Annotated in this window: 21 protein-coding genes and 1 tRNA gene; 16 read left to right on the top strand and 6 right to left on the bottom strand. The window is 30.1% G+C overall.

What is annotated here, in order from left to right; translation table 11 throughout:
• The first annotated feature begins 101 nt into the window (after positions 1-101).
• Entirely contained in the window at positions 102-1181 is a 1080-nt protein-coding gene (locus tag AVANS_RS01155) for an FAD-dependent oxidoreductase (RefSeq protein WP_239817831.1), read from the top strand.
• Between the two features lie 13 nt (positions 1182-1194).
• Here the strand turns inward: AVANS_RS01155 and AVANS_RS01160 are convergent, their stop codons facing one another.
• Positions 1195-2481, bottom strand: coding sequence for an adenosylmethionine--8-amino-7-oxononanoate transaminase (locus tag AVANS_RS01160; RefSeq protein ID WP_239817832.1), 1287 nt, complete (start codon positions 2479-2481; stop codon positions 1195-1197).
• A gap of 42 nt (positions 2482-2523) precedes the next feature.
• Between AVANS_RS01160 and AVANS_RS01165 the strand changes: the two genes are divergently transcribed.
• Genes AVANS_RS01165 through AVANS_RS01175 form a run of 3 tightly spaced genes read left to right on the top strand, consistent with a single transcriptional unit; the run spans position 2524 to position 4887 of the window.
• Positions 2524-3636: a pyridoxal phosphate-dependent aminotransferase family protein gene (locus tag AVANS_RS01165; RefSeq protein ID WP_239817833.1), complete on the top strand. Its 1113-nt coding sequence runs from the start codon at positions 2524-2526 to the stop codon at positions 3634-3636.
• Complete coding sequence (locus AVANS_RS01170) at positions 3626-4213, top strand: pimeloyl-ACP methyl esterase BioG family protein (RefSeq protein ID WP_239817834.1); 588 nt, start codon at positions 3626-3628, stop codon at positions 4211-4213. Before AVANS_RS01165 ends, AVANS_RS01170 begins: the two co-directional genes overlap by 11 nt.
• Entirely contained in the window at positions 4210-4887 is a 678-nt protein-coding gene (locus AVANS_RS01175; RefSeq protein ID WP_239817835.1) for an SAM-dependent methyltransferase, read from the top strand. The genes AVANS_RS01170 and AVANS_RS01175 overlap by 4 nt, the downstream gene beginning before the upstream one ends.
• Here the strand turns inward: AVANS_RS01175 and AVANS_RS01180 are convergent.
• Positions 4874-5710, bottom strand: coding sequence for a biotin synthase (locus AVANS_RS01180; RefSeq protein ID WP_239817836.1), 837 nt, complete (start codon positions 5708-5710; stop codon positions 4874-4876). The two genes, AVANS_RS01175 and AVANS_RS01180, sit on opposite strands and share 14 nt — an antisense overlap.
• 52 nt (positions 5711-5762) lie before the next feature.
• On the opposite strand from AVANS_RS01180, the gene bioD reads away from it, so the two are divergent.
• The 4 genes from bioD (at position 5763) to AVANS_RS01200 (ending at position 11068) form a co-directional block, all read left to right on the top strand.
• On the top strand, positions 5763-6353 hold the full coding sequence (gene bioD / locus AVANS_RS01185; protein ID WP_239817837.1) for a dethiobiotin synthase: 591 nt from the start codon (positions 5763-5765) through the stop codon (positions 6351-6353).
• A gap of 133 nt (positions 6354-6486) precedes the next feature.
• Positions 6487-8454 (top strand): dynamin family protein, encoded by a 1968-nt coding sequence (locus AVANS_RS01190; protein WP_239817838.1) that lies wholly within the window; start codon positions 6487-6489, stop codon positions 8452-8454.
• Complete coding sequence (locus AVANS_RS01195) at positions 8451-10223, top strand: dynamin family protein (RefSeq protein WP_239817839.1); 1773 nt, start codon at positions 8451-8453, stop codon at positions 10221-10223. Before AVANS_RS01190 ends, AVANS_RS01195 begins: the two co-directional genes overlap by 4 nt.
• A 50-nt stretch (positions 10224-10273) precedes the next feature.
• Entirely contained in the window at positions 10274-11068 is a 795-nt protein-coding gene (locus AVANS_RS01200) for a hypothetical protein (RefSeq protein WP_239817840.1), read from the top strand.
• A gap of 489 nt (positions 11069-11557) precedes the next feature.
• Here the strand turns inward: AVANS_RS01200 and AVANS_RS01205 are convergent.
• The 4 genes from AVANS_RS01205 to rpsL form a co-directional block, all read right to left on the bottom strand.
• Positions 11558-11634 (bottom strand) — tRNA-Arg (locus tag AVANS_RS01205).
• A gap of 54 nt (positions 11635-11688) precedes the next feature.
• Positions 11689-13764 (bottom strand): elongation factor G, encoded by a 2076-nt coding sequence (gene fusA / locus AVANS_RS01210; RefSeq protein WP_239817841.1) that lies wholly within the window; start codon positions 13762-13764, stop codon positions 11689-11691.
• 12 nt (positions 13765-13776) lie between these two features.
• Positions 13777-14247, bottom strand: coding sequence for a 30S ribosomal protein S7 (gene rpsG, locus AVANS_RS01215; RefSeq protein WP_239817842.1), 471 nt, complete (start codon positions 14245-14247; stop codon positions 13777-13779).
• Positions 14248-14326: 79 nt separating this feature from the next.
• Entirely contained in the window at positions 14327-14734 is a 408-nt protein-coding gene (rpsL, locus tag AVANS_RS01220; protein ID WP_214117487.1) for a 30S ribosomal protein S12, read from the bottom strand.
• Positions 14735-14904: 170 nt separating this feature from the next.
• On the opposite strand from rpsL, the gene AVANS_RS01225 reads away from it, so the two are divergent.
• Genes AVANS_RS01225 through nuoH form a run of 8 tightly spaced genes read left to right on the top strand, consistent with a single transcriptional unit; the run spans position 14905 to position 22044 of the window.
• Positions 14905-15294: an NAD(P)H-quinone oxidoreductase subunit 3 gene (locus AVANS_RS01225; protein WP_239817843.1), complete on the top strand. Its 390-nt coding sequence runs from the start codon at positions 14905-14907 to the stop codon at positions 15292-15294.
• The gene (locus AVANS_RS01230; protein ID WP_239817844.1) at positions 15276-15776 is read left to right on the top strand and encodes an NADH-quinone oxidoreductase subunit B; all 501 of its coding nucleotides are present in this window, start codon (positions 15276-15278) and stop codon (positions 15774-15776) included. The genes AVANS_RS01225 and AVANS_RS01230 overlap by 19 nt, the downstream gene beginning before the upstream one ends.
• A complete protein-coding gene (locus AVANS_RS01235) occupies positions 15776-16567 on the top strand; it encodes an NADH-quinone oxidoreductase subunit C (RefSeq protein ID WP_239817845.1) in 792 nt (263 codons plus the stop codon). Before AVANS_RS01230 ends, AVANS_RS01235 begins: the two co-directional genes overlap by 1 nt.
• Complete coding sequence (gene nuoD, locus AVANS_RS01240) at positions 16567-17793, top strand: NADH dehydrogenase (quinone) subunit D (RefSeq protein WP_239817846.1); 1227 nt, start codon at positions 16567-16569, stop codon at positions 17791-17793. Before AVANS_RS01235 ends, nuoD begins: the two co-directional genes overlap by 1 nt.
• A complete protein-coding gene (locus AVANS_RS01245; protein WP_239817847.1) occupies positions 17790-18017 on the top strand; it encodes an NADH-ubiquinone oxidoreductase subunit E family protein in 228 nt (75 codons plus the stop codon). The genes nuoD and AVANS_RS01245 overlap by 4 nt, the downstream gene beginning before the upstream one ends.
• Positions 18014-18661, top strand: a complete 648-nt coding sequence (locus tag AVANS_RS01250) for a hypothetical protein (RefSeq protein WP_239817848.1) — start codon at positions 18014-18016, stop codon at positions 18659-18661. The genes AVANS_RS01245 and AVANS_RS01250 overlap by 4 nt, the downstream gene beginning before the upstream one ends.
• Entirely contained in the window at positions 18651-21056 is a 2406-nt protein-coding gene (locus AVANS_RS01255; protein ID WP_239817849.1) for an NADH-quinone oxidoreductase subunit G, read from the top strand. The genes AVANS_RS01250 and AVANS_RS01255 overlap by 11 nt, the downstream gene beginning before the upstream one ends.
• Complete coding sequence (gene nuoH, locus AVANS_RS01260) at positions 21049-22044, top strand: NADH-quinone oxidoreductase subunit NuoH (protein WP_239817850.1); 996 nt, start codon at positions 21049-21051, stop codon at positions 22042-22044. Before AVANS_RS01255 ends, nuoH begins: the two co-directional genes overlap by 8 nt.
• Positions 22045-22047: the final 3 nt, after the last annotated feature.

Below are 22047 nucleotides of genomic sequence, written 5' to 3' on the forward strand. Positions count from 1 at the left end.
TTTCAAATTCCATTTAATTTTTAGAATTTATTTAGTGTATTTTAATGTAAATTAAAGTAAAAATTATTTAAAATTTATTAAATAATTTTAAAGGAGAGTTCATGAAAAAAATTGTATTTTTAGGTGCTGGGTATGCGAATTTAAGCCTAATTAAAAAGATTAAAAAGAAAAATCTAAGCAAAGCAGAATTTATACTAATAAACAATAATTCTTATCATTATAAAACCACAGAATTACACAAAATCGCAGCAAGAGAAAGCGAAAAAGACATAGTAATAAATCTAAAAAGCATACTACCTAAAGATGTAACTTTAATTTGCGATAAGGTAAAAAGCATTGAAAACGGCAAGGTTGTTTGCGAGAATGCAAATTATGATTATGATGAGCTTTATGTTGGGCTTGGTGCGAGTGTAAATACCTTTGGCATTGCTGGGCTTGATGAGTGTTTAAATATAATAAATTATAAAAACGCTTTAAATACTGCTGAAACACTTTATAAAAATCTTGAGCTTTATGAAAATAAAAATGTAATTATTTGCGGTGCAGGGCTTAGCGGAGTAGAGCTTTGTGGCTCAATCGCTACAACTTGCAAAAATCTAGGAATTAGCATTAATTTATATTTGGTTGAAGCAATGGATGAGATTTTGCCTGTTTATGCTAAAGATTTAGCTAAAAAAGCTAGAAATTATTTAGAAAATCTAGGCGTAAAAGTTCTAAGCTCTCACAAAATCATTAAAAAAGTTGATGATAAATTATTTTTAAACGATGAAAATAATTATATAGAAGCAAAAACTATAATTTTTACAGCTGGGGTTAAGGGTAGTGAAGTGATTGCAAATAGTGGCTTTAATCACAAAAATAATAGAGTTTTAGTAAATGAATATTTGATGGCGCCTAATTTTGATAATTGCTATGTTTTAGGAGATTCGGCGATTGTTTCAAATTACGCACCTACTGCACAAATTGCTTGTAAGCAAGGAAAATACCTAGCAAAAAGACTAAATGCAAAGCTTGAAGGAACTGAGTTTAACGAAGCTTTTAAATATAATGATAAAGGTAGCATTTGTTCGGTCGGAAAAGACTATGCAATAGGTGTTATTCTAGGCAAAACTTATAGTGATTTTATGGCAAAAAGTCTTAAAAAATTAACCGAAGTAGAGTGGAGCGAAACGCTAAAATAGGAATTTGAAATTCCTATTTCAAATTCTTAAATCTTAAGATTTCTTTTATAGAGCTAATTACATAATTTATTTCATCGTTATTTATTACATACGGCGGCATAAAATAAATCGTATTGTCAAGCGGTCTTAAAAGTAGCCCAAATTCTAACGCTTTTATATAAATCTCAAGCCCAAATCTAGGATTAGGATGTTCTATGTCAAAGGCAAACACCATTCCTTGATGCCTAATATTTTTTACACTTTTAAACTCAGCAAAACCTTGCCAAAGTGAGTTTATATACTTGCTTTTAATTTTGTTTTGGTTTATAACATTATCTTTACTAAATATATCCAAAGTCGCATTTGCAGCAGCACACGCAAGTGCATTTCCTGTGTAGCTATGAGAATGTAAAAACGCTTTGTATTCGTTATATGGAGCATAAAATTCATTATAAATTTCATCGCTTGTTACAACAACACTAATTGGCAAATACCCACCACTAAGCCCTTTGCTAAGGCATAAAAAATCAGGCACAATTTCGCATTGCTGCAGGGCAAACATAGTCCCGCTTCTTCCAAACCCAACAGCAATTTCATCAAAAATAATATCAATATCATAAGATTTTGCTAACTGACAAGCCTTTTTAACAAACTCAGCTGAATACATATTCATAGAGCCCGCACATTGAATTAAAGGCTCAAGGATAAAGGCGTTTATATTTTTATGCTCTTTTTCAAGCAAGTTTTCAAGCTCAAATAATTCTTTTTCATATTCCATTCCACTTGGTGCAGGGGTATTTAAGCATTCAAGTAAAAGTGGTTTATAAGTCTTTTTATAAAGCTCAACATCACTTACGCTTAGTGCTGCTATCGTTTCTCCGTGGTAAGAATTGCTAAGTGATAAAAATTTGTTTTTTAATTTTCCTTGCAAAAGATTTTTATGAAAACTCATTTTAAGTGCTACTTCAACAGCACTTGAGCCATTATCAGCATAAAAGCATTTATTTAGTTTTGCTGGTAGTAAATCAGTAAGCCTTTTTGATAATCTTATAATGCTTTTATGAGAAAATCCAGCCATTATGATATGCTCTAGGGTGTTTAATTGCTCTATTATTTTAGCATTTATATAATCATTGCTATGCCCAAAAAGATTTACCCACCAAGAGCTAACACAATCAATATATGTTTTATCATTAAAATCATATAAATACACACCTTTTGCCTTTTTTATAGGAATTAGTGGCACAAACTCATGCTCTTTCATTTGCGTGCAAGGGTGCCAAATGTGGGCTAAATCAAGTTTTATTAAATCATTTTGCATTTGTAACTCCTTTATGAAAATCTAATAAAATTATTATAAAGGATGAAAATGCAAGACTTATTAAATGAACTAAAAAAAGAAAATAATTTTAGAACTTTAAAAAGATTTAAAAACGACGGCAAGTATGTTTTATATGATGGCAAAAAGCTTCTTAATTTTGCAAGTAATGATTATCTTGGCTTGGCAAGTAGCGGTGAGCTTGAGCGTGAGTTTTTAAACACTTACAAAAACCAAAGTCTTAGCTCAAGTGCTAGCAGAAGTCTTGGTGGTGGAGGCGATGAATACTTTTTATTTGAAGAATATTTATCATCTTTATATAAAAAAGAAGCGCTTTTGTTTAGTAGTGGGTTTTTGTTAAATTATAGTTGTTTAAGTGCTTTAGCTACTTTAAAAAATACGCTTTTTTTAGCTGATAAAAAAGTTCATGCAAGTATAATTGATGGCATAAAGCATTCTAATTTTAAACGCTTTAAACACAACGATATAAATGATTTAGAAAAATTATTGCAAACGAATTTAAATTATGAAAAAATCATAATAATTTGCGAGAGTTTATATAGTATGGATGCAGATTTTGCACCACTTGACAAGCTTTTAGAGCTTAAGAAAAAATATAAAAATATTATGCTTTATGTTGATGAAGCACATAGCATTGGCTCACTCGGCATTAATGGGCTTGGACTTGGATACTTAAAAGATATTGATTTTTTAGTGCTTACATTTGGCAAAAGTATTGCTAGTATGGGTGCTGCGATGATTTGCTCAAAAGAAGCAAAAGATTTTTTTATAAACAAAGCTAGGGGACTAATCTATTCAACTGCATTGCCTCCTATAAATGTGGCTTATTCGCATTTTGTGTTTTCAAAATTAGCTAATTTTGATAAAAAAAGAGAGCATTTAATAAATCTTAGCTCATATTTAAATGATTTGTTAAAAGATAAAATAAAAGGCGTTAGTTATATAAAAATGATAGTTTTAGGGGATAATGAAAAAGCTAATCTATACTCAGCAAAACTTATGCAAAAAGGCTTTTTTGCCCCAAGCATAAAAACTCCAACCGTAGCTGCTAAGGATACAGGAATAAGACTATCAATAAACGCTAATATGGATTTTAGCGATTTAGATAATTTTGCTAAGGCTTTTTATGAAATTTGAGTTTTTGCATAAAAATAATTCTAGTGATTTGGTGCTGTTTTTTGGTGGTTTTGGCTTTTTACCGAGTGCTTATAATTTAGCTTCTAAAAATGATGTTTTAATGGTTTATGATTATTTGGAATTTGATTTAGGATTTTTAGAAATTTGTAAAGCCTATAAAAACATTAAATTAATCGCTTTTTCAATGGGTGTTATGGTGTCTTGCAAGTGTGATTTAAGCTCGCTTAATATCGTGCAAAAAATAGCGATAAATGGCACTACAAAAGGCATTGATGATGAGTTTGGAATTAGCGAGAAACTTTTTAAAATCACGGCTAAAAGATTTGATAAAGAAAGCTTTTTAAGTCGTTGTGGCGGTATAAATAAGGCGTTTAATCAAAATCCTAAAGATGAGCTTTTAAGCATTTTAGAACTTGCTAAAAAGCCTTGTATTTGGCAAGATTATGATTTAGCATATTCATCAAATATGGATGAAATTTTCCCACAAAACGCACTTTTAAAAAGCTTTAAAAATATTTGTAAAATCAATGCTTCTCATTTTTGTTTTGATGAATTTTTAAGCTGGGATGAAATATGAAAAGCTTTTTAAAAGCAAAAGATACTTATTTAAAAAATGCTATCGTGCAAAATGATATGAGAGAAGTGCTGCTTAGCGAAATAAATGGGCGTTTTTGTAGAGTGCTTGAGCTTGGCTCAAATAGGGGCGAGTTTAGTAAAATGGTGGCTAAAAAGATAGAATTTAGCGAGTTTTATTGCGTAGATATCAATGATTTTAGTCTTGATTATGGCAAGGAATTTATTTTCGTAAAGCAGGATTTAAGAGATTTTGAAAATTCGTTTTTAGCTAAAATGGATTTTGATTTAATCATATCAAATGCGTGTTTTCAGTGGCTTGATTTAGCAAAATTAATAAATGAAATTCCTAAATCAAATTCTAAGCTTGTTTTTAGCACTTTTGGGGTGAATAATCTTTGGCAGATTAAAGAGCATTTTGGTGTGGGGCTTGAGTATTTAAGTATTGATGAAATAGAGCAGATTTTAAAGCCGCATTATCAAAATATAAAGATTTATAAGAAAAATTATGAGCTAATGTTTAATTCTAGCATTGATGTTTTTAGACATTTAAAACTTAGCGGTGTAAATGCCTTTAGTGGGGTATTTTTAGGCAAAAATGATTTAAAAATCTTTAATGATAAATATCATAACACTCTAAACTACCACGCCATTTTCGTTAGTGCTAGCAACTCTTAGCTATCTCGTAGCCGTTTTGCAAGATTAATTCTACATCTTTATGCTTTTCTTCGCCTTTCGTGGTTAGATAATCTCCTAGCACGATAGCATTTATCCCTGCTTCAAACATAGCTTTAAAATCATCTTTAAATACCATTTCTCTACCACCTGCAGCCATTAGCCTTGTATTTGGCATTTTAACTCCAGCTAGTTTTATGATATTTATCGCTTCATCTTTTGTAATTTGTGGGGCATTGATTTTTAAAGCGTCATTTTTTATATAAAAATTTATCGTGCTTGTGTGTGGATTTAGCGTAGCTAGTGCGTCAAGTAGTTCAATTCTTTGTTCATTACTTTCACCAAGACCAAAAATCCCACCACAACAAATGCCAAGCCCAGCACTTATAGCGTTTTGATTAGTCTCATATCTTTCTTCATAAGTGTGAGTTGTGCAGATATTTTTAAAATTGCTTTTAGCAGTTTCTAGGTTGTGATTATAGCTATCAATTCCATGCTCTTTTAAAAATACCAAATCCTTATAACTAGCCCTTCCATTACAGCCGATTAAATGCAAATGCAAGCCGCTTTCTTTGATAGCACTAGCTGCACGGGCAATAAAATCAAGCTTTTTGCTATCAAGCCCACGCCCAGAAGTAACAAGACAAAATCCCAAAGCACCAGCCTCACTAGCGATTTTTGCTTCATTTAAAATGGTTTGAATGTTTTTATAATCATAACTTTGAATGCCTGTATTATAGTGCTTACTTTGAGTGCAGTACGCACAATCTTCATTACAATTTCCACTTTTTACATTGCAAATTGAACATAAAAATATCTCTTTCATTTAATTTCCTTTTATTAAAATACAAATTATTTTATTTAAAAAAGGATAAAAAATGTATATAAGCGGCATTCATACAGATACAGGCAAAACCCATCTATGTGTTGCTTTATGCAAGGCTTTTAAGTATTCATATTTTAAGTTAGTTCAAGCAGGTAGCAATAAAGATAGCGATATTTTAAGGCGTTTTGTAAAAGATGTAAAAATACACAATGATGGGATATTTTTACACACCCCAGCATCTCCACACATAGCAAAAAAGCTTGATAATATTGAATATTCTATGAATGATTTAGTTTTGCCAGATGATAATAAAATGATAGTTGAGCTTGCGGGTGGACTTTTTTGTCCTATTGATGATAATTTTACTATGATTGATTTTATGAAGAAAAATAAGCGAAAAGTAATCTTAGCTGCTAGGAATTATCTAGGTATGATAAATCATACAATTTTGAGCATAAAAGCATTGCAAGATAATAGTTTAGAAATTGTTTGCGTTGTAATGATAGGTGAGATTGATACTAGACTTGATGATTTTATTATTAAATACACAGGGGTAAAAATCGCACATTTAGAATACTTTGATGAAACAAATATAGATGAAAAGGTAGAAAAGTTTAAAAAAGAAATAGAAAAATTTTTATAATTCCTATTTCAAATTCTTTTGATTTGGTGTAGTTTTTACACATAAAATAGATAATTTTTATCTTAATTACTATTTGTAACATTTATTTAAAAATTCAAGGCTAAGATTTTTAAATCTTAACTAAAGGACAAACTTGCAAGAACTGTTATTTGATTTATGGAAAGATGAATTAGGAAATCTTGATTTAACTTACGAGCAAAATATTTTTAATCCCGAATTAGCAGCGTTAATTTTAAGTGCGAACGAGCAAAATTACAAAGAATTATTAAGCCTAAAAACATATACAAATTATATAAATACTAATAATTTTTTTGAGTTAAAAATGCTTCAAATTGCAGTGCTTAATTCTATTAAAAACAATCTTTTAAACCCAATTGAAATTAGCTTTTATCTTGAAAAATTAAAGCCTTTAAAAATAAATTTAGAAGTTTTAGAATACTTAAAAAACGCAAAAAGTCAAAATCAAAAAGAGCTAAATAATACTTACAAAAACGAGCAAACTAAGCTTGAAAGCGTTTATAATGATTTAGTAAATCTTTTAAGCCCTGAGCTAAAAACAAAGCTAGATGAGTTTTATAATCAACTAATAAACAAAACATTTAAAATCGCTTTTAGTGGGATATTTAACGCTGGTAAAAGTAGCCTTATAAATGCTTTACTGGAGCGTGATTTTTTGGGCGTTTCAAATGCACCTGAAACTGCAAATCTAAGCATAATTTCTTATGGAAATGAAAATATAAAAGTAAATTTTTATAACGAAAGCGAGTTTAACGCCCTAAAAACTCAAGCAAGTTTAAATGAAGAGTTAAATAAAATCTTTAGTGTGGATTTTAAAGCCTATGAAAGCATTGAAACGAGTTTTAATGAGCTTTATAACTACACGAGTGCGAATTCAAAAATGAGTATTTTTGTAAAAGATATTAATATTTATCTTGATAACGAATATCTTAAAAATAAAATAGAAATCATAGACACCCCTGGTCTTGATGATGTAATAATTAGCCGTGAGCAACAAAGTAAGGAGTTTTTAAAGAATGCAAACTGTGTGCTATATCTTATGACTTGCACGCAAGCACTTAGCATTAAAGATTTGGAGTTTTTGCTAAGCTTTACTAAAAATAATCCTAATTCAAAGCTTGTTCTAGTGCTTACAAAAAGCGATTTAATAAGCCTAGATGAGCAAATAAAATTAAAAGAATATGTAAAAAATCGCTTTAATAATGAGCTTAAAAACCTTGATATAAATACAAATTATGAATTATTTTGTATAAGTGCAAATAAATTTAAAAACGATAATACAAAAGGTGAAATAAACGCCTTAAAAGCTTATCTAAACGATGTTTGTTTTAATTCTACAAATACAAAAGATTTTATAAATAGCATTAGCGAAAAGTTTAAAAATATAATAGATTTAGAGCTACTTAGCCTAGAAAATCAAAACAATCTTTTAAAGCTTGATAAAAACGAATATACAAAAAATTTAGAGAATTTAAAATCGGAAATTGAGCGTAAAAAATCTATAAAAATAGAGCTTGAAAATTACTTGAACGAGTATTTAAAATATGAATTCACATTCCAAAAACACGAGCTTGAACTCTTAGCAAAAAATCAAGCTGCAAGGCTTTATGATGAGTTTAATTACGATAAAGCATATTCACAAGAAAAGGCTAAAAGCGTGATTTTACAAGGATTTAAGGATTTATTGAATGCTAGTTTTTCAAGTTTAGCTAATAAATTTTTAAACGATTTTAAAGAGATTAAAACAAGGCTAAATATTAATAAAACTTGTGAAATCAGCTTTAATAAAGATGAGTTATCAGAGATATTTAGCGAGTTTGAAAGAATTATAAGTGGCTTAGAAATTTCTAAAATTGAGAACAAAATTTATGAGCAATTAATTGCGATTTATCTTAATATAAACTTAAATATTTTTAATTTTAATGAGAGAAAAAGCAAGGCAAATGAGTTTTTAAAAGATGAGTTTTTAAGGATTTATCATATTGAAGAGGCACAAATTAGCGATTTTAGTGGAGATTTGAGTTTAGAAAATAATTTAAGAAAAATTGAAATTTTAAATAAATTAAAAGAGAGTTTAAAATGATAAAAAGTGTTTTGAATGAATATAATGAAAAATTTAATAAAAGTTATGAAAAAGGCTTTTTAGGAGATTTAAAAGCTTTAAAATTAGTCTTAGAAAATCCAAATTTAATGCTAAGTGAAACACTAATTAATAAACTCTCAAATCTCATAAAACACTATCAATTGCCACTTCAAGTAGGAGTTATCGGGCAGTTTAGCTCTGGTAAAAGTAGCTTATTAAACTTGCTTTTTAAAAGTGATTTGCTAGCTACTGGTGCAAGACCTGTAAGCGTGGTGGCGACTTATATTAATTATGGTTTAAATGAGTTAGTTTTAACGGAATTTGAAGACGGGATTAAGCCATTTATCGGTGGGGCGTTAAACGATCAAAATGAAGAACTAAACGGACTTAAAAGCATTAGTATTTTTACAAATAACGAGATTTTAAAAGATATTACGCTAATTGACACCCCAGGGCTAAATGCAAATACTACCGATGAAGAATTTTCTAAAAATTTAATGAGTTCCTTTGACGCTATCGTTTGGCTAAGTTTGGCTGAAAGTGCTGGAAAAGCTAGTGAAGAAAAGGCTATAAAAGAACTAAATCCAAATATTAAAAAGCTTTGTTTAATCAATCAAAAAGATAAACTTAGTGATGCCGAGCAAAATCGCTTAAAAGCTTATTTAGATGATGTTTTTGCTAAATATTTTGATAAAATTGAGCTAATTTCTTGTAAGGAAGCAAAAGACAATAACCCTAATTCAAATATTTTTGCTTTTTATGATTTTTTAAAAGAACTTGATAAAGAAAATATCAAAAAAACTTATATAAAAAATAGCCTAAATGCTCTAAACAACGAGCTTTTAAGCGTGATAAATGAAAACCTAAAAAGCCTTGATGAATTAGCTTTGAAAATTAAAAATTATATCAAAACCTTAAATGAAAATAAATTTAATTATGATGAATTAAATGATGAATTTTTAAATGCTTTAAAAAGTATCGCAAGAACCATTGCTAATGAATTTATGGCTAATTTTAAGGTAAAAAATGCTTATTTTTATACGCCAAATAAAAGTTTGCTTCACAAAAATTGTTTTATAAAAAACGAGTATTCTTATAAAACGCTAAGTCCTGATGATACATTTTTAAGCATTTTTTACAATAAAGATGTGGTAAATAAGCAGTTTTTAAAGATTAGAAAAGATATAAATGAATTATTTGCAAGGCTTTTTATTAATTATGAAGAGCTTTTAAATGAGTTTAAAAATACTTTAAATATCGCTAAAACAAAGGAGCTTAATAAAAATTATAATGAATTAGCGAGTGCCTCTTTATACGCAATTAGCGATGATTTTTATAAAGCGATTGATGAATTAATTATAAGCGATTATCAAAAAGCCTTAAATAATTATGAGTTAAAATTAAATAAATTAATAGAAAAAATCAATATAAAAGCTTTAAATAATTACGAAAATGCAGCAAAACTTAGCCTTTCATTTTTTTATGAGAAAATTAATGCAAGTAGAGAATTTTATGAGCTTGATAATATTCAGTTTAAGCTGTATTTGCCTAGTGAAAATGAGATTTATCAAAGGCTATTAACGGACTGCACGTTTTTTGAATTTGAAGAAATTTTGATAAATAAAAAGCAATTAATTAAGCTTAAAAACGAATATTTAGCCGAGCTTGAAAGTATTTTAAATATACAATTAATTAGCTTAGGAAATAAAGCAAATAAGCTTAATAATATAAAAGATTTAATTAATAAAGCATTTTGGAATTTGAAATAGGAATTAAGATTTTTTAATATTTGCCGATATTAAGCAAATGGGGGTTAAAAATGCAAATTAATTCAAATCTTAATATTGGTTTTACGAATAATATAAAAGTAAATAATGAAGTTACAAAAGAAATAAAACAAGATAGTTTAAAAGAGCAAATCGCAAATATTTTAAAAGATGCCGCGCAAGATGAGTGGGGTACTTATGAGCCAAATGCCGTGCTTAGCAAAATAGGAGCTTATGAAAAAGGTAGCGAAATTTTTAATGCTTTAGAAAGTCATCTTTATAAAGGAATTTTATTTTACGGCTCAAATCCTTATGAAGAATTGCCAAGCAATGAAGAAATATTTAAATATCAAAAAGGCGATGACGCAAGGCTTAGCGAGTTTAAGTTAAAGGCTCAAGTAGCATTTGGTATTAAAACAGATAGTATTTATCAAAAGGCATATCAAGGTAATGCAAGTGCTGATGAGGTAAAGGATTTAGTTCAATTCTTAAAAGATAATAGTATTGAAGGGCTAAATTTAAGTGGAAGATTTTTTAAAATCCCTAAAGAATATTCTGATGAGATTATGGAGCTTTTTGCTGATGAGAGTTTAAGCGTAGATGATTTTAAGCAAAAATATTTAGAGATTAAAGAAAAAATAGAAAGCAAAAAAACCAATATAGATGAAATAAACGAAGAAGAGCAAAAAATATTTAAGCCCATAGAAGCTAAAAGTGATAATGTGCGTGAGAGTATGGAAGAGATTTTAAGTAAGATTGACCCACGCAAGATAAAAGATGAAAGAGATTTATTGGCTTTATTTTTAGCTTATAAAGACGGCGAAAATATTTACGATAAAAGGGTTTAAATTCCTAATTCAAATTCTACTGAAAATATAAATTCTTTATATAAAATTAATTATCTTTTAAAATTTATTTAAAATATTTTTTATATATTATTTCATTGTTTTTAAATACTTATATTTTGCTTTAGAATAACAAATATAATTAAAGTTATAAAATATTGAAAACAATGATAATTGGTGAAGAATAAGTGGAATGGTTTTTAATGTTTGTTCTCGTGTAAATATTATTATAAACGCTTAATTTTTATTTTTAGATTTTTATGTTTGTATTTACTTATTTATTGATGCTTATTCATTTTTATGATTGTTTAAAGTGATTTTTTTGTAAAAATCCCAAGTGTTCCCACCAAAATGTTCCCAAAATTATATGGATTTTATATAAATAAAGATAAAAGAATATAAAAGACTAAAGTTTTTAAAAAGGCTTAAATTTCGTATTCAAGGGGTTTAAACTGGTTTTTTATAAAAAGATATATTAGAAAAATAAGCGAATGGTGTCCCCAACAGGAGTTGAACCTGTGGCCTTAGAATTAGGAATTCTACGCTCTATCCAGCTGAGCTATGAGGACCTTTTTTGGAGTTTTATATTTGAAAGTGCTAGGGTTTTTCACCCTAGCTTGATATTACATATTTCTTTTTTTGATAATTTCTTCAGAAACGTTTCTTGGAACTTCACTATAATGGTCAAATTCCATTGAGTATGTAGCACGACCTTGAGTTTGGCTTCTTAAATCAGTTGAATATCCAAACATTTCAGCTAGTGGGCAGAATGCTGCAATAATTTTATTTCCACCACGCTCATCCATACTATTTACTTGGCCACGGCGTTTATTTAAATCACCGATAACATCACCCATGTAATCTTCTGGAGTTTCAACTTCAACTTTCATAATAGGCTCAAGAATTACTGCACCAGCTTTTCTAGCACCTTCTTTAAAGCCCATTGAAGCAGCTAATTTAAACGCCATCTCACTTGAGTCAACTTCGTGATAGCTACCATCAAATAATGTAACTTTTACATCTTCTACTGGATATCCTGCTAAAACACCATTTTGTAGTGCTTCTTGAATACCCTTATCAACTGCAGGAATATATTCTTTTGGAACAACCCCACCTTTGATATCATTAACAAATTCATATCCTTTACCTGGCTCTAGTGGCTCTAGGCGTAAGAATACGTGACCATACTGACCACGACCACCTGATTGTTTTGCATATTTGTATTCTTGCTCAACTGTTTGGCGGATTGTTTCACGATAAGCAACTTGTGGCTTACCTACTTCAGCATCAACTTTAAATTCACGTAGCATTCTATCTACAATAATTTCTAGGTGTAATTCACCCATACCTGAAATAATTGTTTGTCCGCTTTCTTCATCAGTTGATACTCTAAAGCTTGGATCTTCTTGAGCAAGCTTGTTAAGTGCGATACCCATTTTTTCTTGGTCAGCTTTAGTTTTTGGCTCAACTGCAACACTAATAACAGGATCAGGGAAATCCATTTTTTCTAGAATTACCTTATCTTTTTCACTTGATAGAGTATCACCTGTTAATGTGTCTTTAAGACCTACGATAGCACCGATTTCACCAGCATAAAGTTCTTTAATTTCTTCACGCTTATTTGAGTGCATTTTTAATAAACGGCCAATTCTTTCTTTTTTATCTTTTGTTGCGTTATACGCATAGCTTCCGCTTTCAAGTTTACCACGATAAACACGAACGAAAGTAAGTTGTCCAACGAATGGGTCAGTCATAATTTTGAATGCAAGTCCAGCAAATTCGCCATCATCTGTTGATCTAACACTTGTTTCAGTGCCATCTTCATATTGACCACGAATATCTGCAACTTCATCAGGAGCTGGTAAGTATTTTACAACTGCATCAAGTAATGGTTGAACACCTTTGTTTTTAAATGCAGTTCCGCAGCACATAGGTATAATTGATAAATCAAGACAACCTTTTTTAATACCTGCGTGTAATTCTTCTATACTTAATTCTTCTCCACTTAAGTATTTATCCATTAGCTCTTCACTAGTTTCTGCTACTGCTTCAACTAATTTTGTCCTATATTCTTCTGCCTGCTCTTTTACTTCAGCAGGAATTTCAATTTCTTTATAATCTGTTGGTTTTTTATCATCATCCCAAACATAAGCAACCATTTTTACTAAATCAACTACACCACGGAAAGTATCTTCAGCACCGATTGGAATTTGAATTGGAACTGGATTAGCTTTTAAGCGGTTTTTAATTTGTGATTCAACATTGAAAAAGTTTGCTCCAACCCTATCCATTTTATTAACGAATACAATTCTTGGAACATGATATTTATTTGCTTGTCTCCAAACAGTTTCACTTTGTGGTTGAACACCACCAACTGAGCAAAACACTGATACAGCACCATCAAGAACACGCATTGAACGCTCAACTTCAATAGTGAAGTCAACGTGGCCTGGGGTGTCAATTAGGTTAATTTGATGATCTTTCCAAAAGCAAGTTGTAGCAGCAGAAGTAATTGTAATACCTCTTTCTTTCTCTTGATCCATCCAGTCCATTGTTGCTGTTCCTTCATGGGTTTCACCAATTTTGTGGCTCATACCTGTGAAGAATAGAATTCTTTCAGATGTTGTAGTTTTACCAGCATCAATATGCGCAGCAATACCGATATTTCTAACACGTGATAAAGGAGTTTGTCTTGACATATTAACTCCTTCTTACCATCTATAATGTGCAAACGCTTTGTTAGCTTCTGCCATTTTATAAGTATCTTCTTTCTTCTTGAATGCTGCACCTTTGCTATTTGCTGCATCCATTAACTCACCTGCTAGTTTTTCAATCATAGTTCTTTCACTTCTTTTTCTAGCATTTAGGATAATCCAGCGAATTGCTAGAGCTTGTTGACGAACTGGGCGAACTTCAACTGGAACTTGATAAGTTGCACCACCAACACGGCGAGCTTTAATTTCTAATACAGGCTTAACATTTTCAATAGCATCATTGAATACATCAATACCTTTAACTTCGCTATTTTTTGACGATATTAAATCAATCGCACCATATAAAATTTCAGTAGCAATAGATTTTTTACCATCATACATTAATGAATTAATAAATTTTGTAATTACTTTACTACCATAAATAGGATCAGCTAGAACTTCTCTAACTTGTGCTCTTCTTCTTCTCATTTTTTCCTCTTCAACTTAAAATTTTTAATTTACTCAAATTACGCCGCATATCTAAGCTGCGAATCTGCGAAACTCTTTATTATTTTTTGCCTTTTGTAGGAGCTGCTGCTTGACCTGGCTTTGGTCTTTTTGTTCCGTATTTTGATCTTGAAACTGTTCTTTTTGCAACACCTGCAGTATCTAATGCACCACGAACAATGTGATACTTAACACCTGGTAAGTCCTTAACCCTTCCACCACGCACTAAAACAATGCTGTGCTCTTGTAGGTTGTGGCCTTCACCACCGATATAACTAATAACTTCAAATCCTGTTGTTAATCTAACTTTTGCAACTTTTCTTAACGCTGAGTTAGGTTTTTTAGGAGTTGTAGTATAAACTCTTGTACATACGCCACGTCTTTGTGGGCAATCCTTTAACGCTGGTGATTTAGACTTTACAATCACTTTTTTGCGTTCTTTTCTAACCAATTGATTTATGGTAGGCACGTTTCATCCTTTCAAAAAATTTATTAAAAAGCGTGAATTATATAATATTTTTTCTTAAAAAAGTTTTAATACTTTAATACTTAATTAAAAGCAAGAAATAATTAAGTTTTTTTGATTATCATTTATGAATTATTTTCGTAAATCCAAAACAATTTTTTGAAAGGAACAAAATGTCTAGTTCGGGTATAGAAATTCAATATTTTGGTATTTTGGCAATGCTAGTTATTGCTACTGGTTTATTTTTTGGACTAGTTTTTTTGGCTAAAACAATAGGCAATTCTTTAGCTAGAAAAAATAGAAAAAAATTAGGCTTAGGACCTTATGAATGCGGTCCATTACCACAAAAACAAGCTGTTAAAATCAACTCACAATTTTTTATTTTCGCACTAATTTTTATTTTATTTGATATAGAAGTTGTGTTTATGTATCCTTGGGCTTTAATGTATAAAAAATTAGGCTTATTTGCATTGATTGAAATGGTTTGCTTTTTTGTTTTACTTTTAATTGGATTTATTTATGCTTATAAGAAAGGAGCTTTAAAATGGCAGAGCATCAACTAAATACAAATGGTATGCCAATAGCTTTAACTTCTGTTGATAAGTTAGTTGGTTGGGGACAAAGTAACTCTTTATGGGCTTTTTCTTATGGTCTTGCATGTTGTGCTATTGAAATGATGGCAGGCGGTGGTTCTAGATATGATTTTGATAGATTTGGAACTATTTTTAGAGCAAGTCCAAGACATAGTGATGTAATGTTAGTAGCTGGAACTCTTAGTAAAAAACATGCTGAATTTACAAGAAGATTATATGATATGATGCCTGATCCAAAATGGGTTATATCAGTGGGTAGCTGTGCGAATACTGGCGGTATGTTTAATACTTATTCAACCGTGCAAGGTGTAGATAGAATTGTTCCTGTTGATATTTATGTGCCTGGTTGTGCGCCTAGACCTGAGTCTTTTCAATTTGCTTTAATGATACTTCAAAAAAAGATAAGAAAAGAAAAAATATGTAAAAAAATAGCAGCAAAAAGGTTGGTATGATGAGAGAGTATAAAGATAGGATAAATGCACAAAAACAAGATTATTATAAAGATAGATTTTATCATGCACCACAGACAAATAAAGTATCAATAATAGGTAGTGAATTTGAATATTTATACAATGAATTTCAAAACATAATTCCTATTTCAAATTCTTTCGTAGAATTAGATATTGCAGTGTTTTTTATAAATAAAGAAGATAATTTAAAGGCTTTAAGATTAGCTAAAGATTTAGGATTTACATCTTTTACCGAACTAATTTGCTCTGATTTTCTAGCAAAAGATAATTCATACGAAGTTCAATATTTATTATTAAATATGACTAAAAAACAAAGAATTAGAATAGTTACAACCTGTAAAGCAAACGAAACTATTGAGAGCGGAGTTTGTGTGTTTAAGGGTTTAAATTGGTCTGAGCGTGAGGCTTATGATATGTTAGGAATTAATTTCATTAATCATCCTAATTTAAAAAGATTATTAATGCCTGATGATTGGTTTGATCATCCGCTTAAAAAATCATATCCATTACAAGGTGATGAATTTGCACAATGGTATGAAATTGATAGAATCTTCGGTAAAGATTATCGTGAGGTTGTTGGCCCTGAGAATCGTGATGCAGGTAGAGTAGATTGTGATGATACTAATAATTTCTCAAGAATTTATCATGAAGTTCCAAAAGGAGCTGAGCCTATAAGTATTGCTTATAAGCAAGAATATCAAGAAGATGAAGGCGTTATGTTTGTTAAGAAAATTAAACGCGCAGATTCAAAATATATAGATGGGAGAAGATAATGCAAATACCATCAAAATTAAAACCATATTATGAAAATATAGCTTTTACAAAAGAAGATGGCAGAATGATTATAAACCTGGGTCCTCAGCACCCAAGCTCGCATGGAAACTTAAGATTAGTTTTAGAGCTTGATGGCGAAAAGGTAGTAAAGTGTGTTCCTATGATAGGTTACATGCATCGTGGTATGGAAAAAATGGCTGAAAATATGATTTATCAAGAATTTATTCCAACTACTGATAGAATGGACTATGTAGCAGCAAGTGCAAATAACTATGCGTATGTAGCTGCTGTTGAAAAGCTTTGTGGTTTAGAAATCCCTAGACGCGCTCAAATTATTAGAATGATGCTATTAGAATTAAATAGAATTGCAAGCCACTTATTATGGCTTGCTACCCACGCGCTTGATATTGGGGCAATGACTGTGTTTTTATATTGCTTTAGAGAGCGTGAATATGTAATGGATTTGGTAGAAAAATATTGTGGAGCAAGACTTACACATTCATCTATGAGAATTGGTGGAGCTATGCTCGATTTACCACAAGGTTTTAATGAAGAGCTTTTAAGATTTTGTGATAAATTTTTAAACGATGTAAAAGACTATGAAACATTGCTTGATGATAATAGAATTTGGCGTTTAAGAACTGAAGAAGTTGGAGTTGTTACAAAAGAACAAGCACTAAACTGGGGTTGTAGTGGCGTTATGCTTCGTGGTAGTGGTGTTGAATGGGATATTAGAAAAGAAGAGCCATACTTGTTATATAATGAAGTTCAATTCGGAGTTCCAGTAGCAAAACAAGGTGATACTTACGCAAGATATAAATGCTATATGCAAGAATTTCGTGAAAGCGTAAAAATACTTAGACAATTAGTTCCTATGTATAGAGAGAGTTCTCCTGAATTAATTTGTAATAATAAAGAATTTGTAAGTGCTAGTAAAGAGCAAATTATGACACAAAATTATTCTTTAATGCAGCATTTCGTATTGGTTACTCAAGGTCTTCGCCCACCTGTTGGAGATGTTTATGTTCCAACTGAAAGTCCTAAAGGTGAGCTTGGATACTTTATAAAAAGTGATGGTTCAACTAGACCATATCGCCTTAAGGCTAGAACTCCTAGTTTTTGGCATTGTTCTTTTTATGAAGAATTACTTGTTGGAACTTATGTAGCAGATGTTGTTGCTATTATGGGTTCAACTAATATTGTTTTAGGGGAGATTGATAGATGAGAAGAATTGACCTTAGAAAAAGTAAAGATTTATTCGTAGATTTAAAAAATCATATAGATAATGCTAAAGAAAACGAAGTTTTAGTTGTATTGTTTGAAATTGGAGATTTTTCAAATATTGATAAAGCTTACGAGTTTGTAGCTAATAATAATTGCAAAATGATGAATTCACTTAAGTTTAATCAATGTGATTGGACTATAGTTATTAAAAAGGAAGCAAAATGAAAATTTTAAGCTTCTTAAATTATGCAAGCAAAGAAGTCTTAAATAATTTTAAAAACGACGAGATAATTAACATAGGCAGTTTTTTTGATGAGCGTTTAAAGCAAGAGTTTTATAAATGCGAATTAGGAACTGAATGCTATGTTTTAGCTTTACTTTGCACTATGGCAGGTTTAGATGAATTTGATATAGGAGAGCTTAGTGCAGAAAGCTGCTTTGGAGAAGAAGAAGCAGGAGAGATTTTAGAGTTTTTAAAAGATGCTAATTTGATATTATTAGATAGTAATTTGCTCTATCATAAAGATAAAAATATTTATTATTTTGCAAAAAAACTAGCTAAGCATTTTAATATTGAGCTAATGTTTGATTATGAATTAAAGGCTTCTAGTTTAGAAGAATTAGATGATAATAATGGTTTAATTTTATATGAATGCTTAGAAAATGATGAATTTATTGTAAGCCCAGCATTTGCTGCTCTTGCAAGAATTAAAGAATTTGATTTAGTAGATATAAAGACTAAAAACAAGGTATTAAGAAAACAAGTAAAAATTGATAGTAGCTTAAAAGGACTTTTTGCATTAAGTAAAAAAGAAAATAATTACGCTTTTAGTCCTTGCGTAGTTAAAGGAGTAAGCAATGAAAATTAATATCAATGGTAAAGAATGCATAGCAAATGAAGGCGATTATGTACTGCAAGTTGCTCGTGCTAATGATATCTTTATCCCTGCAATTTGCTATTTAAACGATTGTAGCCCAACTTTAGCTTGTAGAATGTGTATGGTTGAAGTTGATGGCAAACGTTCTTATGCATGCAATACTAAAGTAAAAGATGGAATGCAAGTTTTAAGCAATACGCAAGAGTTATGGGATGAGCGTAATGCAATCATGCAAACTTATTGTATAAATCACCCTTTACAATGCGGTGTTTGTGATAAAAGTGGAGAATGTGAATTACAAAATTTCACTCATAAAGCTAAAGTAGATACTCAAAATCACTGGATAAAAGAAATAGATAGACGCCATAAAGATTGGGGTTTATTACAATACGACCCAAGCCTTTGTATAGTATGTGAAAGATGTATTACGGTATGTAAAGATAAAATCGGTGATAATGAATTAAAAACCACTGCTCGTGGTGGTGATGCACCTGATAAAGATTTTAAAGATACTATGGGTAAAGACGCTTATGCAGTATGGACAAAATTTCAAAAATCTTTAATATCTCCACAAAATGACAAAAGCCTTGAATGTCAAGAGTGTGGGGAGTGTGTTAGTGTATGTCCAACTGGAGCTTTAATAAACAAAAACTTTCAATATCGCTCAAACGCATGGGAACTTACTCGCATACCTGCAAGCAATCCACATAGTAGTGATTGTGAGCTTTTATATTATGATATAAAACAAAAAAGCATTAAAGATAATTCTAAAATGATTTATAGGGTTTCAAATGATTTTCATTTCACAACCTTAAATAAAGCAGCTAGATTTGCTTATGATATTACAAGTGATTGTAAGGGTAAAGATACAGCTGAGTTTAATCGCTTGGTTTTATTGTTTAAAGAAAATAAGATTAAAAATGTTAAGTTTAATAGCTATATAACAAACGAAGAAGCATATATTTTAGAATTATTAAGAGCTAAATTTGGCTTTAATTTAGTAAATAATGAAGCTTTATGCTTTCAAGAGTTTTTAAAGACATTTTGTTCTTTTGCAGGTAGTTTTTATAATGCAAGTAGTGAAGATGTAAAAAAATCTGATTTTATTGTTATTGCAGGAAGTTTTTTAAGACACGATAATCCTACTTTATCATATAAAGTAAATAATGCTATTGTTATGAATAAGGGTGCTGGGCTTTATTTTCATCCTATTAAAGACACTAAACTTTCAAAAATTGCTAAAAACTTCGTAAATGTAGCTTGTGATTATGGTAAAGAAGCAAAAGTTCTTGAGTTTATTTTGCAGTATTTTGCAAAAGATTTACCACAAGATTTAGGCTATATAAAAGAAGCCTTTTATGAAGAACAAATTGAAGTAGAAGTTAAATCAAAAGATGCTGAAGGTAATGAAATTAAAGAAAAGCAAACTCAAACAATTAAAAAATCAAGCCTTGCAAAAGAATTAGGCTTTGATGAAGATAAATTAAAAGATTTATTATTAAAGAAATCTAATTTTACTTTAATTGTAGGAAATGATTATTTCTATCATGAAAATGCAAAATATTTAGCGTATTTACTTGCAAATATTCAAAAATCAACAGATTTTAAAGTAATGTTAATACCACCTCGCACTAATACTTTAGGTGTTAGTTTAATATGTAAATTAAGTAAAGCTTGTGATGGATTTACTATGGGTTATAATGAGCGTGGAGACTTTTCATTCTCAAATGATGAACATAATAATTTAGCAAGTTCAAGCTTGATAGAGCAAGAAGGAACTTTTGTAAATTATGACACAAGATTAGTTCCTACAAATGCTGCTTTAAGCTTTAAAGGATATTTTTTAAATGATTTAGCAAATGAATTAGGCTTAAATGCTAAATATACAATTGATTACACAGAGCAATTACCTAAAGATAAAGGATTTTTAAATATAGCTTTTGATGATTTAACGAATTATTATGATAATGCAGGAAATAATCATCGCGGTTATTTAATAAATACTTGCGAATTTGTAAAGAATTTGAATCAGGAATTACAAATCCCACAAAATCAACAATTAGCTTGTGAGTGCAATAAAGATGATGTTGTAATACTTGCAAATCCTGTTGGAAATCTATCAAAATACACAAATAAATCAAGCTTTTTTAATGAATGTGCCTCTCTTTATGCAAGTAAAGATTATTTAGCAAAGCATAATTTAAAAGAAAATTCTATGGTGAAGATTTATGATGATAAAGATGAAATTATCATTAAGGTAGTTCTTGATAAAGATATTGAAAATGGTGCATACTTGCCTACATTTGATGATAAGATAAATCCTTATAAATTCTTTAAAACAAGACGTTATTATGCGTTAAATATAAAGGAAATAAGCCATGAGTGAAACAATGTTTTTTGTAATAATTACACTAATTAAGTGTCTTTTAGTAATTGCAATTTTTGCTTCATTAGCAGGTTTTGCAACTTATTTAGAAAGAAAAGTTTTAGGCTATGTTCATAGAAGACTTGGACCTGATATGGTAGGACCTGCTGGGGTTTTACAAATCGTTCCAGATATGATTAAATTATTTACTAAAGAAGATTTAATCCCTTATATGACAAATAGTAAGGTATTCAAGGTTGCTCCGTTAATTTCTGCAATTTGTGCTTTTATGGCTTTTGCTGCTGTGCCAATTTTTCCTGAATTTACATTATTTGGACATACAATTAAGCCTATAATTGCTGATGTAAATATTGCAGTTTTATATATTGCTGGATGTTCTTCGCTTTGTGCTTATGCTATATTTTTAGGCGGTATGGCAAGCTCAAGTAAATATCCTTTAATTGGTGGTGCTAGAGCTTTAGTAACTATTATTTCTTATGAAGGTGTTAGCGGACTTTGCTTACTTGCTGTTGTACTATTAACAGGTTCTATGAGTTTGGTTGATATTAATGCTTATCAAGAAGGCGGAATTTTATCATGGCTAGTATTTAAGCAGCCTATAGCTTGTATATTATTTACAATAGCTATATTTATGGAAACAAATAGAACTCCTTTATGTCTAGCAGAAAACGACCCTGAATTAGTTGCAGGTTATGGAACTGAATATAGTGGTCTTCGCTGGGGAATGTTTTTTATAGGTGAGTATGCTAGTATGATTTTAGGCTCAATTTTAATTTCATTACTATTCCTTGGCGGATATAATGATTTTTATTTTATACCAGGTGCAATTGCTATGATTTTAAAAATATGCTTTGTATTTTCATGGTATTTTTGGGCTAGGGGAACTTTTCCACATTTAAGAGCTGATCAGATTATGAGAATGAGTTATTTGATTTTATTACCTGTTGCAGGTGCTAATTTAATCATAACTGCATTATTAGCACTATAAGGA

It is taken from the genome of Campylobacter sp. RM5004 (assembly GCF_022369455.1).
Lineage (GTDB): Bacteria > Campylobacterota > Campylobacteria > Campylobacterales > Campylobacteraceae > Campylobacter_E.